This is a genomic window from Aeromonas sp. A04 (assembly GCF_047780465.1).
Lineage (GTDB): Bacteria > Pseudomonadota > Gammaproteobacteria > Enterobacterales > Aeromonadaceae > Aeromonas > Aeromonas bestiarum.
Genome location: NZ_JBLNHP010000002.1, coordinates 460,715 through 476,869, shown reverse-complemented (window position 1 = coordinate 476,869; position 16,155 = coordinate 460,715). Strand labels below are relative to the sequence as shown.

Annotated in this window: 10 protein-coding genes; 9 read left to right on the top strand and 1 reads right to left on the bottom strand. The window is 62.8% G+C overall.

Annotated features, from left to right (window positions below):
* Positions 1 to 38 precede the first annotated feature (38 nt).
* Positions 39 to 1,244 carry an MDR family MFS transporter gene (locus tag ACM3N8_RS09895; protein ID WP_290021604.1) on the bottom strand — a complete coding sequence of 402 codons (1,206 nt, stop codon included), beginning with the start codon at positions 1,242 to 1,244 and terminating at the stop codon, positions 39 to 41.
* A gap of 329 nt (positions 1,245 to 1,573) precedes the next feature.
* Here ACM3N8_RS09895 and ACM3N8_RS09890 point away from each other — a divergent pair, with 329 nt between their 5' ends.
* The 9 genes from ACM3N8_RS09890 to ACM3N8_RS09850 all read left to right on the top strand — a co-directional run bounded on the left by ACM3N8_RS09890 (position 1,574) and on the right by ACM3N8_RS09850 (position 16,000).
* On the top strand, positions 1,574 to 3,220 hold the full coding sequence (locus ACM3N8_RS09890; protein ID WP_043134270.1) for a tetratricopeptide repeat-containing response regulator: 1,647 nt from the start codon (positions 1,574 to 1,576) through the stop codon (positions 3,218 to 3,220).
* A gap of 60 nt (positions 3,221 to 3,280) precedes the next feature.
* Entirely contained in the window at positions 3,281 to 4,243 is a 963-nt protein-coding gene (locus tag ACM3N8_RS09885; RefSeq protein WP_043134271.1) for an ion channel, read from the top strand.
* A 225-nt stretch (positions 4,244 to 4,468) separates the two neighbouring features.
* Positions 4,469 to 5,275: an exodeoxyribonuclease III gene (gene xthA, locus ACM3N8_RS09880; RefSeq protein ID WP_042871215.1), complete on the top strand. Its 807-nt coding sequence runs from the start codon at positions 4,469 to 4,471 to the stop codon at positions 5,273 to 5,275.
* Between the two features lie 340 nt (positions 5,276 to 5,615).
* The gene (locus ACM3N8_RS09875) at positions 5,616 to 6,815 is read left to right on the top strand and encodes an efflux RND transporter periplasmic adaptor subunit (RefSeq protein WP_098983336.1); all 1,200 of its coding nucleotides are present in this window, start codon (positions 5,616 to 5,618) and stop codon (positions 6,813 to 6,815) included.
* A 9-nt stretch (positions 6,816 to 6,824) separates the two neighbouring features.
* Positions 6,825 to 9,953, top strand: a complete 3,129-nt coding sequence (locus ACM3N8_RS09870) for an efflux RND transporter permease subunit (protein ID WP_416016044.1) — start codon at positions 6,825 to 6,827, stop codon at positions 9,951 to 9,953.
* A 214-nt stretch (positions 9,954 to 10,167) separates the two neighbouring features.
* Complete coding sequence (locus ACM3N8_RS09865) at positions 10,168 to 10,620, top strand: hypothetical protein (RefSeq protein ID WP_416016043.1); 453 nt, start codon at positions 10,168 to 10,170, stop codon at positions 10,618 to 10,620.
* 322 nt (positions 10,621 to 10,942) lie between these two features.
* Positions 10,943 to 12,472, top strand: a complete 1,530-nt coding sequence (locus ACM3N8_RS09860; RefSeq protein WP_416016042.1) for an efflux RND transporter periplasmic adaptor subunit — start codon at positions 10,943 to 10,945, stop codon at positions 12,470 to 12,472.
* The gene (locus ACM3N8_RS09855; protein ID WP_416016041.1) at positions 12,469 to 15,597 is read left to right on the top strand and encodes an efflux RND transporter permease subunit; all 3,129 of its coding nucleotides are present in this window, start codon (positions 12,469 to 12,471) and stop codon (positions 15,595 to 15,597) included. The genes ACM3N8_RS09860 and ACM3N8_RS09855 overlap by 4 nt, the downstream gene beginning before the upstream one ends.
* 46 nt (positions 15,598 to 15,643) lie before the next feature.
* The gene (locus tag ACM3N8_RS09850; RefSeq protein WP_416016040.1) at positions 15,644 to 16,000 is read left to right on the top strand and encodes a copper-binding protein; all 357 of its coding nucleotides are present in this window, start codon (positions 15,644 to 15,646) and stop codon (positions 15,998 to 16,000) included.
* The last annotated feature ends 155 nt before the right edge of the window (positions 16,001 to 16,155 follow it).

The window sequence follows — 16,155 nt, the reverse complement described above, 5'->3', positions numbered from 1 at the left end:
GACATCAAGCCAGTGACCGCCGACAAGGTGCTTCCATGCTAATCCCCGCAGCCGGCCGGCTCGGCCGACTGACGCGCCACCCGGCTGCCCGCCCCGTAGAGGACAAACACCAGCACGCAAATCGCGGTCATCACGGCGAACAGGGCCGGGCCGCCCCACACCTGCAAGAGCCAACCCCCCACCAGAGGCGAGAGCGCCCAACCGAGCCCGGCCAGGGCACTTGCGCCAAAGTAGCTCCCCTTGAGGTGAGCCGGCGCCATCTCGTCGATGAGCACGTTGAAGAGCGGGAACAGCACCGCCTCCCCCACGCTCAGCACGAACACCGCCACCAGCCAGGGCCACAGCAGGGCCGGACTAGACATGGCGAACAGCACCTGGGCGGCCGCCATCAGCAGGATGGAGAACTGCAACCGCAGGCTCACTCGCCAGCGCCGCGTCAGGTGCAGCAACGGAAATTGCAGGGTGATGATGGTCACTGCATTGGTGGCCACCAGCAGGGCCACCAGGGTCTCTACCTCAGGGGCACCGGCGCGGACCAGGTACTGGATCAGCGGCGACTCCACCTGGGCGTAGACCAGCATCATCAGCAGATTGGCGAGGATAAACAGCATGAAGGCCCGATCCCGTCCCACCACCTTGAGCATGGCCCCCAGCGTGAGGCCGGCATCCGGCCGGCCGACGCACTCGCGGCGAAAGCCGAGCAGGAAGGCGATGCCGAGCAGACCATAGCTGACGGCCGTCACCACGAAGGTCTCCTGGCGCGCGCCTAGCCCTACCATCACGCCGATGAGGGGCCCCACTCCCGCCCCCACATTGAGCAGGAAGTAACGCAAGTGCTGAGCCAGCTCCCGCTGCGCCTTCTCAGGCAGCAGATCCCCCATCAGCGCCTTGCCCGGGGTGTCGATGAAGGCATAAGAGAGGCCGGAGCCGAATACCCCGAGGGCAATGAGCCAGAGGGAGTGACCAAACCCAAGCAGCAGGTAGGCGCCGCACGACAGGGCGCAGCCGAGCAACAGTATGGTGCGCCTGCCGAGCCTGTCGGAGAGCCAGCCAACATAGAAACCGATGAGGCAGGAGAGCACAGCCGCACCGCCCAACAGCATCCCGATGCCGGACGCCGACAGGCCATACTCCCGGTAGAGCAGAATGGAGAGAAAGGGCCAAACCATGAAGAAGCTGGTGCGCACCATGAAGGTGCCCAGGATCACGATCCAGACTAGCGGAGGAAAGGGAGGTAGGCGCATGGGAACTCCTTGTCACGCAATGACAGCATATTCGCAGGGGAAAGCATTCAGTGGTATCAAAAGGCACCTATCGACACAAGCCCTACCATGAAAAAAGCCGCCCAAAGGGATGCTCTCTGAGAGGACCGGCAGGCGACCTCATCGTCAAGACCGAACAGGGATCCGCCGCCCGTCATCCCCCCCGGTTCACCCCCCTCTCTGGTCCAGAAGAAATAATGAACGGCGGAACTTCGCGGAAAAACCGCGGCGCCACCCCATGTTCAATTGCCTGTCTGCGCGCTTTGGTGGCACACTTCTGTTATCCGCCCGTAGCGCCCTGACCCAGACAGATGCAGACACCGGAACCCGAGCCAGAAAAAAAAGCCCCGCCCAAGCCCAAGCGCATTCTGCTGGTCAACGAACAGCGATCCTTTCAGGTGATGATGAAGGCGATGCTGATCAACATCGGCATCAGTCGCATCACCTATGTCAATTCGGCCGAGGAGGCCAGACGTCGCTGTCAGAAAGAGACCTTTGACATCTACCTGCTCGATTACGAACTGGGGGTCGGCGAGAACGGCCGCCAGTTGCTGGAGAGCCTGCGGGATCAGAAGCTCATTCCCCCCCAGAGCGTGGTGATCATGGTGAGCGGCGACAGCTCCCGCGCCATGGTGTTGAGCGCGCTGGAGGCCGAGCCCGACGAATACCTGATGAAGCCCTTCTCCCAGGAGCAGTTCTCGTTTCGTCTCAAACGCGCCCTCGCCCGTCGCCTGGCGCTGGAGAGCGTCTTCATCGCCCTCGCCCAGGACGATCTGCCCACCCTGCTGGCCGCCTGCGCCGAACGGGCCGATGCGGTGCCGCGCTTTGCCAACTTCTGCCGCTGCCTGCAGGCCGATACCCAGCTCAAGCTGGGGCAGGCCAAGGAGGCGCGCAGCCTGATGCGCCAGCTGCTGGCCGGCCAGGAGAACAGCTGGGCCCGACTGACCCTGGGCAAGGCGTGCCATACGCTCGGACTTAATGAGGAGGCGGTGAGCCACCTGCAGGCGACCCTCAAGAATACCCCGCTGATGGTGGAGGCCCACCTCTGGCTGGCGGAATCCCAGCTGGCACTCGGCAATGACGAGCAGGCCCAGCAGGAGCTCAGACGGGCGGTGGACATCTCCCCCCAGTCGGTACAGCTCTCCCGCCGGCTGGCGGAGGTGTGCCTGCTGCGCCACGACTACGCCCAGGCCAAGGACGTGCTGCTGTCGCTCATCGACTTGTCGCGCAACTCCATCCATCGCACCCCCCACTATCTGGGGGCCTATATCCAGGCGCTGACCCTGTACGCCCTCAACAGCAACGACATCTACCACATAGCCAACCTGCAAAAGCAGGTGAATTCGGCCCTCTCGCGCATTCGCGATTCGCTGATGATGTCGGAGTTCAACTACCCGGTGTTCGAGCAGATCTGCCAGGCCAGGGTGCAGATCGCCCTGGGCGAGCTGCTCAAGGGCAAGAAGATGCTCTATCGCGCCAACCAGAACTGGCTCGATCAGCCGGGTACCATGCCCCCCAGCCTGCTGGGCGAGACCATACTCGCCCTCTACCAGCTCGGCGAATTCGAATATGCCGAGACGCTGCAGGCACTGCTGGCGGAGGATGAAGACAGGCTGCTCACCACCTGCATCCAGGCCACTCGCGACGACAAGACGGTGCTCGAACGCCGCCAGCGTTACCAGCAGCTCAACGAACTTGGCATCAAGGCCTACCAGAGCGGCGAACTGGAGCAGGCCCTGGGCCACTTTCGCGAGGCGCTGCGCCGGGCCCCCGCCAATACAGGTGCCGCCCTCAACAAGATCCAGGTGCTGCTGCAACTGATGCAGAAGAACCGCAAGAGCCCGGAGTTTGGCGCCGAGTGCAAGGAGACCCTGGAGGTGCTGGACGGCATCCCCTTGAACCCGGCACAGCAGGATCGTTTTCGCAAACTGCGTCAGGAGTTTACCCAGCTCAGTTGACCCCGGCCACGGCCCGCTCGCCTATGCTGATACAGACTCGGCGAGGGGAGGAAACAGACGATGGCCATGTGTCGATATCTGGTGGCGGACGGGCGCCACTGCAGCGAGGAGGCGGAGGAGCACGAACTGTGCCGCTGGCACGATCCCCACGCCGATCATCAGAGTCCCCATACCGCTCGCGAGCTGGAGCACTACATCCAGCAAGGGGGTCTGTGCCACGGCCTGCAACTGGCCCGCGCCAACCTGGCCGGCCTCAACCTGGTGAAGAAGGGGGCCCCGCAGGGCTTCTTGCTGGAACAGTGCAACTTCTATCGCGCCAACCTGCAGGGAGCTCACCTCTACGGCATCCGCATCAAGGGCGGCAGCCTGATGAAAGCGGATCTCAGCGAAGCCAACCTGCACTGCGCCGAGCTCGACGACGTCAACCTGCTCGGCATTCGCTGGCACAACACCCGCCTCGACAACCTCAATACCGGCAAACGGCTGATGCAGGAGCGTCGCGGCCGCAAGGAGCGCGATCCCGTGCAGGCCCGCATCTGGCTGAAGGAGGCCGAGGAGACCTACCGGGATCTGCGCAAGGCCTCGGAGGCCCAAGGCATCTTCACCATGTCCGGCCGCTACATACAGCAGGAGCTCACCATGCGCCGGCTGCAGCTGCCGCTCTGGTCGACCCAGCGTTTCACCTCCTGGATCGTCGATCTCTTCTGCGGCTACGGCGAGGCGCCCATGCGGGTGGTGCTCTTCTCCCTGCTGCTCATCTTCATCTGCAGCATCTTCTACTTCTTCTTTGGCCTGAGCTTCAACGGCAACCACCTCATCTACCGGCCAGACGCCCCCCTGGAGCAGAACGCCATCTTCCTGCTCGAGTGCCTCTATTACAGCGTGGTGACCTTCACCACCCTGGGTTACGGGGACTTCACCCCCATAGGCCTGTCACGGCTCTTCGCCGCCTTCGAGGCCTTCACCGGCAGCTTCACGCTGGCGCTGTTTGTGGTGGTGTTTGTCAAGAAGATGACTCGCTAAAAACCTATCCACGATCTTGCTGCGAGGCCGTGATCAAGGCTCATGTGCTGCTCGGAATCCTCATGTATCCATATACATTCCGGTTCCTGCGCTGCGCTTCACCTTGCTGACAGCCTCTCGCGACAGCTCGTGAACAGGTTACCGATAGCCCGGCACCTGAACTTGCATCCAGGGCGGATTCCTAGTCCAATAGCGACTTATAAAAATGACATGAGCATCCCGGACATGAAGATCATCTCTTTCAATATCAATGGCCTGCGCGCCCGTCTTCATCAGCTGCAAGCCATCATCGACAAACACCAGCCGGATGTGATCGGCCTGCAGGAGATCAAGGTGCACGACGAGGCCTTCCCGCTGGCGGATGTGGAGGCCATGGGGTATCACGTGGAGTTCCACGGCCAGAAGGCCCACTACGGGGTGGCCATCATGAGCAAGCAGAAACCGGTCGAGGTGCAAAAAGGCTTCCCCACGGATCCGGAAGATGCCCAGCGCCGCATGATCATGGCCACCTTCAAGCGCGAAGATGGCTCCCTCATCAAGGTGATGAACGGCTACTTCCCCCAGGGCGAGAGCCAGGACCACGAGACCAAGTTCCCGGCCAAGCAGAAGTTCTACGAGGATCTGCAGCACTATCTGGAGACCCACCACACCCCGGACGATCAACTGGTGCTGATCGGCGACGTGAACATCTCCCCCACCGATCTCGACATCGGCATCGGCGAGGCGAACCGCAAGCGCTGGCTGCGGGATGGCAAATGCTCCTTCCTGCCCATAGAGCGGGAATGGATGGAACGGCTGAAAGGGTTCGGCCTGACCGACACCTTCCGCGCCGCCAACCCCACCGAGTGCGAGCGTTTCTCCTGGTTTGATTACCGTTCAAAGGGCTTTGACGAGAATCGCGGCCTGCGCATCGACCTCATCATGGCCTCCAACGCGCTCAAGGACGCTGTGACCGAGACCGGCATCGACTACGAGCTGCGCGGCATAGAGAAACCCTCGGACCACGCCCCCATCTGGGCCTGCTTCGCCTGATGACGACACACAGTGGGGACGTTTGACGCCCCCACTGTGACCCGGCCCCCACTTCCCCGTCCTTTTCCTTCTTATAATGCCCACCAGACCACCCGTGCCGTGCGCAACGCTTATAGTGAGTGCGTCCGTCACCGGGACACAAGTTGTCGCTGGCTCGCCTCTCTGCCGCCATTGGCACTGATAACTTCCATCCCCGAGCAGCTTGGGTTCAATATTCGTGCTCTATCATGAAAAATTGTCAGTAATCCAATGAGTTGAATTTGTAACCATGCTGTTGATGATGTCAGTTCAGAAGAAAGGTGTGCACGGCGATCGCGATCCATCCAACAGGAGTGTGATGATGAAGGTGCAAAACGTCAGGGAAGATAGGTTCAAGCGTTGTGGTATTGCCCTGGCACTGGCCAGCCTGTTGACCGCCTGTGGCGACGAGCCGACCGCCGGTGCCCAGGCACTGCCTCCCGTGCCCGTGGTGGTGGCCGAGGTCAAGCTGACCGATGTGCCCCTGACCGCCGAGATGGTGGGTGAAACCGCCGGTTTTCGCGAGATCGATGTCCGCTCCCGGGTGAGCGGCATACTGCTCAAACGCACCTATGTGGAAGGCCAGCCGGTCAGCGCCGGCCAGGAGCTGTTCCTGATCGACCCCGAGCCCTACAAGGTGGCGCTGGAGCAATCCAGAGGCACACTTGCCCAGGAGCAGGCTCGTCTCAACAAGGCCCGCGCCGATCGGGATCGCATCATCCCCCTGTTCAAACGCCAGGTGGTGAGTCGCAAGGACTATGACGACACCATAGCCAACTACGAGGCCGCCATCGCCAGCCATCAGGCGGCCCAGGCCAAGGTGAAGGAGGCGGATCTCAACCTCAGCTACACCCAGGTCACGGCCCCCATCAACGGCATGGCGAGCAAGAGCTCCCAGTCCGAAGGCAGCCTCATCTCCACCAGCGGCGAAAATGGCCTGCTCACCACCATCACCCAGTTCGACCCGCTCTACGTCAACTTCTCCTACTCGGAGCAGGATCGTCTCAACTTCGAGAACTCGGTGAAAAAGGGATTGATTGAGGCCAAGGATGCCACCAACTGGCGCACCCACATCCGGCTGGCTGACGGCTCCGTCTATCCAGAGGCGGGCAAGCTCAACTTCTCCGACAGCCGGGTCGATCCCCAGACCGGCACCATACGGGCCCGCGCCATCTTCGACAACAAGAAGGGCGCCCTGCTGCCCGGCCAGTTCGTGCGCATGACCATCGATCTGGGGCTTCGCAAGAACGCCATCCTGGTGCCGCCGCGGGCCATAGTCCAGTCCCAGGCCGACCGCATGGTGATGGTGGTGGATGCCGACAACAAGGTGGTGCCAAGGCCGGTCAAGCTGGGTTCCGTGGTCGACAGCGGCGTGCTGATCGACAGCGGGCTCGCGCCCGGCGAACGCTACATAGTCGAGGGGTTGATGAAGGCCCGTCCCGGTTCCGTGGTCAAGCCGGTTTCGGCCGCCGAGATGAAGGCCATCAGCGCCAATATGGTCAGCCAGGCCGCGGCCAAGTAAGGAGTTCGTATGTTTTCCAAGTTCTTCATCGAACGCCCCATCTTCGCCAGCGTGATCTCCATCATCATAGTGCTGGCTGGATTGGCGGCGATGCGATCCCTGCCCATAGAGCAGTATCCGCAGATAACGCCGCCGGTGGTGTCGGTGACTGCCTTCTACCCGGGCGCCACCCCCGAGGTGATCTCCCAGACGGTGGCCGCACCACTGGAGCAGCAGATCAACGGCGTGGAGCGGATGCTCTACATGCAGTCCGGTTCGGCCTCCAACGGCCAGATGAACCTCAACATCTATTTCGAGATCGGTACCGATCCGGATCAGGCCACCATCAACGTCAACAACCGGGTCTCGGCCGCCATGGCCCAGCTGCCGGAAGAGGTCAAAAAGCAGGGGGTGACGGTCAAGAAGAAATCGACCTCCATACTGCAGGTAGTGACCCTGCAATCCCCGGGCGGCACCTTTGACACCACCTATCTGTCGAACTACGCCCTGCTCAACATCATCGATGAGCTCAAGCGGATTCCCGGGGTCGGTGATACCACATTGTTCGGCGGCACAGACTACGCCATGCGCATCTGGCTGCGGCCGGACCGGCTGGCCCAGCTCGAGCTCACCCCGAGCGACGTGATCGGCGCCATCCGCGAGCAGAACACCCAGTTCGCGGCCGGCAAGATAGGCGCCCAGCCCACCACGGCCCCCATCGACTTCACCTACACGGTGCAGACCAAGGGGCGCCTCGAGGATGTGAAAGAGTTCCAGAACATCATCATCCGCTCCATGCCGGACGGCTCGAAAATCCGGGTCAAGGACGTGGCCCGGGTCGAGCTCGGCGGCAAGGACTACGACCTGCTGGCCAAGGCCAACGGCAAACCCGCCATCGGCATCGCCACCTACCTGCAACCGGGCGCCAACGCCGTGGCGGTGGCCGATCAGGTGCATGCCACCATGCTGCGCCTCAAGGAGCGCTTCCCCCAGGACATCGAGTACCAGATCCCCTACGACACCACAGAGTTCGTGAAGATCTCCATCGAGGAGGTGGTACACACCCTGTTCGAGGCGATCCTGCTGGTGTTCGTGGTGGTCTACCTCTTCCTGCAGAACTTCCGTGCCACCCTGATCCCCTGCATCGCTGTGCCGGTATCGCTGATCGGCACCTTCGCCGGCATGCTGGTGCTGGGCTTCTCCATCAACCTGCTGACCCTGTTCGGCATGGTGCTCGCCATCGGTATCGTGGTGGATGACGCCATCGTAGTGCTGGAGAACGTCGAGCGGATCATGCAGGAGAAGAAGTGCTCGCCCAAGGAGGCCGCCATCCTCGCCATGCAGGAGGTATCGGGCCCCGTCATCGCCATCGTGCTGGTGCTGTGCGCCGTCTTCCTGCCGGTCGCCTTCATGGGCGGCATGACGGGGGTCATGTACAAGCAGTTCGCCATCACGGTCGCCGTGTCGGTGGCCATCTCAGGCCTGGTGGCGCTGACCCTGTCACCGGCCCTGTGCGCCGTGCTGCTAAAAGAGGGCCACCACAAGCCGGCCCGCTTCTTCGTCTGGTTCAACAACGCCTTCGATGGCCTGACCCGTCGCTACGTGCGCGGGGTCGCCTTCCTCAACCGTCGGGTCGGGGTGGCGTTCACCATCATCGCCTTCATCCTGGTCTCCATCTACGGCTTGCTGCTGAAGGTGCCCGGTGAGCTGGTACCGAACGAAGATCAGGGCTACCTGCTCTCCGCCGTCATGCTGCCGGATGCGGCCTCCCTCACCCGCACCCAGGCGGTGGCGAACGACTTCGACCGGATGGCGATGGCCAACCCCAACGTCAAGGACGTCATCACCTTCTCGGGCTTTGACATCCTCTCCAACGCCATCATCAGCAACAGCGGCATCAGCTTCATCACCCTCAAGGACTGGAGCGAGCGTCAGGGCACGGGGCAGGACTCCTTCTCCCTGGCCAAGACCTTCCAGGGCATGAGCCTGATGGGGCTGGCGGATGGCTTCGTCGCCTCCTTCAACCCGCCGCCCATCACCGGCATGTCCACCACAGGCGGGCTGGAGGCCTACCTGCAAAACCGCAGCACCGGCAATGCCCAGGCCTTCTCGGCCGAGGTGCAGCGCTTCCTCGAGGCGGCCAAAGAGCGTCCCGAGTTCACCAGCGTCACCTCCACCTATCGCGCCAACGTGCCCCAGGTCTATCTCGATCTGGATCGCGAGAAGGCCAAGGCGCTGGGGCTGCCCATCAATGCGGTGTTTGACACCATGCAGGCCACCTTCGGTCAGGTCTATGTCAACGACTTCAACCAGTTCGGTCGTACCTACCGGGTGCAGTTGCAGTCCGAGGCGGACTACCGCGCCAAGAAGAGCGACATCCGCAATGTCTATGTGCGCTCCGACAAGGGGGAGATGATACCGCTCAGCAGTCTGGTGACGGTCCGTGATGCCACAGGCCCCGAACTGGTGGAGCGTTTCAACATCTTCCAGGCGGCCAAGATCATGGCGCAGCCGGCGCCGGGCTACAGCTCCGGCCAGGCCATAGCGGCGCTGGAGGCCGTGGCCGACGAGTCCCTCGGCAACGACGCCAAGCTGGAGTGGACCGGCTCCGCCTATCAGGAGAAGGCGGCCGCCGGCAGTGCGGGCACCGCGTTCGGCTTCGGCATAGTGATGATCTTCCTCATCCTGGCGGCCCAGTACGAACGCTGGAGCCTGCCGTTTGCGGTGATAACCGCGGTGCCGTTTGCCCTGTTCGGCGCCCTGCTGGCCACCTGGCTGGTGGGCCTCACCAACAACGTCTACTTCCAGATAGGGCTGGTGACCCTCGTCGGGCTGGCGGCCAAGAACGCCATCCTAATCGTGGAGTTCGCTGTGATGAAGCACGAGGAGGGAATGAGCCTCATCGAGTCGGCGCTGGAGGCGGCGCGGCTGCGTTTTCGCCCCATAGTGATGACCTCGCTCGCCTTCATCCTCGGCTGTGTGCCGCTGGTGACCTCGAGCGGCGCCGGCGCGGCGAGCCGTCACGCCCTCGGCTGGCCGGTCATCGGCGGCATGCTGGCGGCGACCTTCATCGCCATCTTCTTCATCCCGCTCTTCTTCCGCCTCATTATGAAGCGATCGGAGCGACCCCGCGCCCCCGTGCCCCAGCAGAAACAGTGACACAAGCCCCCGCCGATGCGGGGGCTTTTCTATACCTCGGCTCATCTGTCGCCCCCTCCTTGTGCGTCCATCTGCGCCTCCCATCCAGGCAACCCCTTACCTCCTCAGACAAAGCGCAGGCGGGATCACAACCGCGCCGATTGGCTTGTACTCACCTTGACCTTACTCTCAATGTAAGGTTTACAGTGACCCCAATCATCATCAGGACATGTCCATGCTGTCATCGAGATTGCCCACTGAGCGCATTGCCCGGCTGTTGCTGGCGCTCATGCTCATCTGCAATCTCACCCTCTGCATCAGCTGGCACGGGGCCGAGATCATCTCCCCCGCCATGGCGACCGGCAGCGACGACGCAACCATGAGCGCGACCGCCATGCAGGGGCTCGCCTGCCACACAATGACACCCGATGATGGCGCGCAGGGCGATGCCATGAACCAGGGGGAGTGCCAGATGCACGGCGGCCTCACCTCGCCAACCGGTGCCGGTCTGCCACTGCTGGCCGCGCTGCTGACCCTGCTCGTTCTCCCTTTGTTGCTGCTGCCCCATCTGGGGGTCGCCAGCCATCTGTTCGATCACTGGCTGCGGGATCCCTTCCTGCGATCTCGCGGTACTCACCCTCCCTCCTGGCCCCGCCGACATCTGATGCTGTCGGTGCTGCGCCATTAGAAAGCGCTTCTCTCGCGTGCTCGCGGCAAGGCTCATCTTGTCGCCTGCGCACGCCCTTGCCTGACCCTGTCACGACTGGCCATGCCAGTCATCACAGGGAGCCGTGCGCGCTGACACAGCTGCGCCCCGTTTGCCGCCCTGCCCGTGTGTGCTGTCGTGATAACGACAGCCAGGTGCCACTCTGGCGCACTTGTCACCACGACAGCCCGGCGGCCTGACAGAAGAGAAGAGATATGATGTCATCTGCCCGCATTCCCGGACACAGTGCCAAGCACTGCGTCGAACCAAGTGCCACCAGCCTCCCGCAGACAGGAGGTGTGCGATGAGCCAGAAACTGCTGGTCGCTGCCCTGCTGCTCGCCCTCGGGGCCGGTGGCGGCTACTGGGTAGCCAAACAGACGACCGACGGCGCCAGCGCCAAGGAGAAGACGCCGCTCTACTGGGTCAACCCCATGGATCCCCGCGACAAGCGCGATGCCCCCGCCAAGGACAACATGGGGATGGACTTCATCCCCGTCTATGAGGAGAAACAGGGTGGCTCGCCCGGCACCATCACCATCAGCCCCGAGATCCAGCAGAACCTGGGAGTGCGGCTCGCCAAGGTAGAGAGGCTGCCCATCCACCAGCAAATCGAGACCGTGGGTTACGTCGGCTATGACGAAGACAGGCTGGAGGCGGTCAACGCCCGCATGGCGGGCTGGATCCGCACCCTCGCCATCAAGAGCGAGGGGCAGAGGGTCAGCAAGGGGAGCCTGATTTACGAGCTCTACGCCCCGGATCTGGTCAACGCCCAGCACGAATACCTGCTGGCGCTCGGCGTAAGCAATACAAAAGGCACCGCCAACCCGCTGCTGCTGCGCGCCGCCGAGGGCAAGCTCAAGTCCCTGCAGGTACCGGCGGACCAGATAGCCGCCCTCAAGCGCAGCCGCCAGGTGCGTGAGACCATCAGCATCTATGCCCCCAGCAGCGGCTATGTGTCGGAGCTGAAGGTGCGCGAAGGCCAGTACGTGGAGCCCGCCGCAGCGCTCTTTAACATCAGCACCCTCAAGCAGGTGTGGGTGAGCGCCGAGGTGTTCGAGCGCCAGGCGGCCCAGCTGAAGGTGGGGGATCCTGTCACCATGACCCTGGATTACGCCCCCGGTCGCAGCTGGCAGGGCAGGGTGGATTACCTCTATCCGACCCTCGATGCCGCCACCCGCACTCTCAAGGTACGGCTGCGCTTTGACAACCCGGACGAGTTCCTGAAACCCAACATGTTTGCCAAGGTGAGCATCCGCACCGGCAAGGGTGAACCCCAAATGGTGGTACCGAGCGAAGCCGTGATCCGCACCGGCAACCAGAACCGGCTGGTGCTGGCGCTGGGGGATGGCAGCTTCAAGTCGGTGGCCGTCACCCTGGGCGCCCAGTTTGGTGACAAGGTCGCCATCGAGGAGGGGGTGGAAACGGGTGACAGCATAGTCAGCTCGGCCCAGTTCCTGCTCGACTCCGAATCGGCCATCGACTCGGACTTCCAGCGCATGACGGCGGTGCGCCCCACCCAGGTGTGGACCCAGGGCGAGGTGCAGGGGATCACTCTTGCCAACCGCACCCTGACAGTCTCCCACCAGCCTATCCCCGAGTGGCAGTGGCCCGCCATGGAGATGGATTTCACCGTGGCGGACGACGTCGACATGACCAAGCTCGCATCGGGCCAGACCCTGCATCTGCAGGTGGAACAGCAGGGGGACGAGTACCGCATCACCAGCATCCATATCGAGGATGCCCCCGCCAACAGCGCCGCGCCTGCCAACGATGACATGACGGACATGGAAGGCATGGACCATAGCCAGCATGATATGGGAGCCAAGCAATGATCCCTTCCATCATTCGCTGGTCGGTGGGCAACCGCTTTCTGGTGTTGCTGCTGACCGTCATGCTCACCGCCTGGGGGCTCTGGTCGGTCAAACAGACCCCGGTAGACGCCCTGCCGGATCTCTCCGACGTGCAGGTGATCATCAAGACCTCCTACCCGGGTCAAGCGCCCCAGGTGGTGGAGGATCAGGTCACCTACCCGCTCACCACCGCCATGCTGGCGGTGCCGGGCTCCACCACGGTACGCGGCTACTCCTTCTTCGGCGACTCCTTCGTCTACGTGCTGTTTGACGACAACACGGATCTCTACTGGGCCCGCGCCCGGGTGCTGGAGTATCTGAGCCAGGTCGCCCCCAATCTGCCGGCCGAGGCGAAACCCCAGCTGGGCCCGGATGCCACCGGGGTAGGCTGGGTCTATCAGTACGCCCTGGTAGACAGAAGCGGCAAGCACGATCTCAGCGAGCTCACCTCGTTGCAGAACTGGTTCCTGAAATACGAGCTGCAGACCGTCAACGGCGTCTCCGAAGTCGCCACCGTCGGCGGCATGGTGCGCCAGTATCAGGTGCGGGTCGATCCGGACAAGCTGCGCGCCTACGGCATCCCCCTCTCCCTCATCCAGACCGCCATCGAGCAGGGCAACCAGGAGACAGGCGCCTCCGTCATCGAGATGGCGGAAGCGGAATACATGGTGCGCTCCAACGGCTATCTGAAGAGCGTCGAAGACCTCAAGCAGATCCCGCTCGGCACCCAGGTCAGGGGCGCTCCCCTGCTGCTCGGCGATGTGGCGGATGTGGTCACGGGCCCCCAGAGCCGGCGCGGTATCGCCGAGCTCAACGGCGAAGGGGAAGTGGTGGGCGGCATCATAGTCATGCGCTATGGCGAGAATGCCCAGCACACCATAGACGGGGTCAAGACGCGGCTGGCAGAGCTGAAGAGCAGCCTGCCACAGGGGGTGGAGATAGTCACCGTCTACGACAGATCCGATCTTATCCAGCGCGCCATCGACAACCTCTCCGGCAAGCTGCTGGAGGAGTTCGCCGTGGTGGTGCTGGTCTGTCTGGCCTTCCTGTTCCACCTGCGCTCGTCCCTGGTGGTGGTCATCACCTTGCCCATCGCCATCCTGACCGCCTTCATCGTCATGCACCTGCAGGGGATCAACGCCAACATCATGTCCCTTGGCGGCATCGCCATCGCCATAGGCGCCATGGTGGACGGCGCCATAGTGATGATCGAAAACGTGCACAAGCATATGGAACGGGAGGCATTAACGGACAAGAACCGCTGGCGCATCATCACCGAGGCAAGCATCGAAGTGGGGCCCGCCATCTTCTTCTCCCTGCTCATCATCACCATGAGCTTCTTGCCGGTGTTTGCACTGGAGGCGCAGGAGGGACGCATGTTCCATCCGCTCGCCTACACCAAGACCTACGCCATGGCGGCGGCGGCCGGGCTCTCCATCACGCTGGTGCCGGTGATCATGGGGTATTTCATCCGTGGCAGGGTACTGGCCGAACAAGCCAACCCCCTCAACCGTGGCTTGAGCCAGGCCTATATCCCGCTGCTCAAGGCCGTGCTGGCGCGCCCGAAAACCACGCTGGCCGCCGCACTGCTGGTGACGGTGGCGGGCTTCTGGCCACTCCAGTATCTGGGCTCGGAGTTCATACCGCCGCTCGATGAGGGGGACATAATGTACATGCCCACCACGGCGGCCAACATCTCGGTGGGCAAGGCGCGGGAAATATTGCAGCAGACCGACAAGCTCATTCGTACCGTGCCCGAGGTGCAGAACGTGTTCGGCAAGGCGGGGCGCGCCGATTCGGCCACAGACCCCGCCGATCTGGTGATGATGGAGACCAGCATACAGCTCAAGCCCCGCGACCAGTGGCGCCCCGGCATGACGCCGGAGAAGCTGAAGGAGGAGCTCGACTCCCTCATTCGCTTCCCCGGCCTCACCAACGCCTGGGTGCCCCCCATCAAGACCCGCATCGACATGCTGGCCACCGGCATCAAGACCCCGGTCGGCATCAAGATAGCCGGGCCCGACCTCAAGGTGATCCAGCAAGTCGGCCAGCAGCTCGAGCAGATCGTCGGCAAGGTGGCGGGGGCAGCGTCTGTCTACGCAGAACGGGTGGCCGGTGGCCGCTACGTCAAGGTGGATATAGACCGGCTCAATGCCGCCCGTTATGGCCTCAACATCGCCGACGTGCAGGCGGTGCTCGCCACCGCAGTGGGCGGCATGGACGTGGGCCAGACCATAGAGGGGCGCGAGCGCTACCCCATCAACCTGCGCTATCCCCAGAGCTATCGCGACTCAGTAGCCAGCCTCGAACTGCTACCTCTGATCACCCCGAGCGGTGCGCGCATCGCGCTGGCGGACGTGGCCCGCGTCTACATCAGCGACGAGGCCCCCATGCTGCGCAGCGAGAATGCGCGCCTGAACGGCTGGGTCTACGTGGATATTCGCGGTCGCGACATCGGCACCTTCGTCGCCGAGGCCAAGGTCGAAGTGGCCAAGCAGCTGGTGCTGCCGGCGGGCTACGCCCTCACCTGGTCCGGTCAGTACGAATACATGGAGCGGGCCAAGGCGCGCCTCGCCTACGTGGTGCCATTAACCATCGCCATTATCGTGCTGCTGCTCTATCTGGCGTTTCGCCGCATGCAGGAGGTGTTGCTCATTCTCACCACACTGCCACTCGCCGTGGTGGGCGGGATCTGGACCATCTGGCTGCTGGATTTCAACCTCTCGGTGGCGGTGGGAGTGGGCTTTATCGCCCTGGCCGGGGTGGCGGTGGAGACGGGCGTGCTGATGCTGGTCTACCTCAACCACGCCTGGGATGATCTGGTAGCCCAGGGCAAACCGGACAAGGCGGGCCTGCACCAGGCCGTGATCCACGGCGCCGCCCTGCGCCTGCGCCCCAAGATGATGACTGTGGTGACCATCATCGCGGGTCTCTTGCCCATCATGTGGAGCCAGGGCACGGGCTCCGAGGTGATGCAGCGCATAGCCGCCCCCATGATAGGCGGCATGGTGAGCGCTCTGGTGCTGACCCTGCTGGTGCTGCCCGCCGCCTACTACCTGTGGCGCAGCCGAGGCCTTGGCAAGAGCGCGCACCAGGCAGCCGAATAACCCGAATCTACAACCGATTTTGAATAAACGACTGAAGGAAAACATCATGAATTACAAGACGCTGACCCTGACATTGCTGCTTGGCCTTGCCTCTCTTCAGGCCCAGGCCGAAATGACCATGAGTCACGAGGGGCACGATATGGCCCAGATGGAGGGGATGGATATGCAGGCGATGGGAGAGAGCGTGATGACCAAGGGGGTCATCAGCCGTATCGACGAGGCCAGCGGCAAGGTGGGGATCAAACACGAGGCCATCGACAACCTCAAGATGCCCCCCATGACAATGGTGTTCCTGCTGGCCGATCCAGCCCTGACCAAGGGGCTCAAGGTGGGGGATGCGGTGCGCTTTCACGCCGAAAACCCGGCCGGCAAGCTGACGGTCACCCAGTTGCAGAAGCGGTAAAACGACCGACGTGAAACTGGAATATGGAAGGCGGACACCCTCCGCCTTTCATATTCCCTTTCTTTATTCTTGATGCCCCCCAACCGGATTATGGTCAAACATCCAAATATAATTCAACAAAGACCTTGGCAAGCAGGCTGGATATATAACCACGA

Excerpts from the sequence above, each read along its gene's own strand:
- ACM3N8_RS09895 (WP_290021604.1), bottom strand. The coding sequence starts at position 1,244 with ATGCGCCTACCTCCCTTTCCTCCGCTAGTCTGGATCGTGATCCTGGGC.
- ACM3N8_RS09890 (WP_043134270.1), top strand. The coding sequence starts at position 1,574 with ATGCAGACACCGGAACCCGAGCCAGAAAAAAAAGCCCCGCCCAAGCCC.
- ACM3N8_RS09870 (WP_416016044.1), top strand. The coding sequence starts at position 6,825 with ATGTTTTCCAAGTTCTTCATCGAACGCCCCATCTTCGCCAGCGTGATC.
- ACM3N8_RS09875 (WP_098983336.1), top strand. The coding sequence starts at position 5,616 with ATGAAGGTGCAAAACGTCAGGGAAGATAGGTTCAAGCGTTGTGGTATT.
- ACM3N8_RS09860 (WP_416016042.1), top strand. The coding sequence starts at position 10,943 with ATGAGCCAGAAACTGCTGGTCGCTGCCCTGCTGCTCGCCCTCGGGGCC.
- ACM3N8_RS09885 (WP_043134271.1), top strand. The coding sequence starts at position 3,281 with ATGGCCATGTGTCGATATCTGGTGGCGGACGGGCGCCACTGCAGCGAG.
- ACM3N8_RS09855 (WP_416016041.1), top strand. The coding sequence starts at position 12,469 with ATGATCCCTTCCATCATTCGCTGGTCGGTGGGCAACCGCTTTCTGGTG.
- ACM3N8_RS09850 (WP_416016040.1), top strand. The coding sequence starts at position 15,644 with ATGAATTACAAGACGCTGACCCTGACATTGCTGCTTGGCCTTGCCTCT.
- xthA (WP_042871215.1), top strand. The coding sequence starts at position 4,469 with ATGAAGATCATCTCTTTCAATATCAATGGCCTGCGCGCCCGTCTTCAT.
- ACM3N8_RS09865 (WP_416016043.1), top strand. The coding sequence starts at position 10,168 with ATGCTGTCATCGAGATTGCCCACTGAGCGCATTGCCCGGCTGTTGCTG.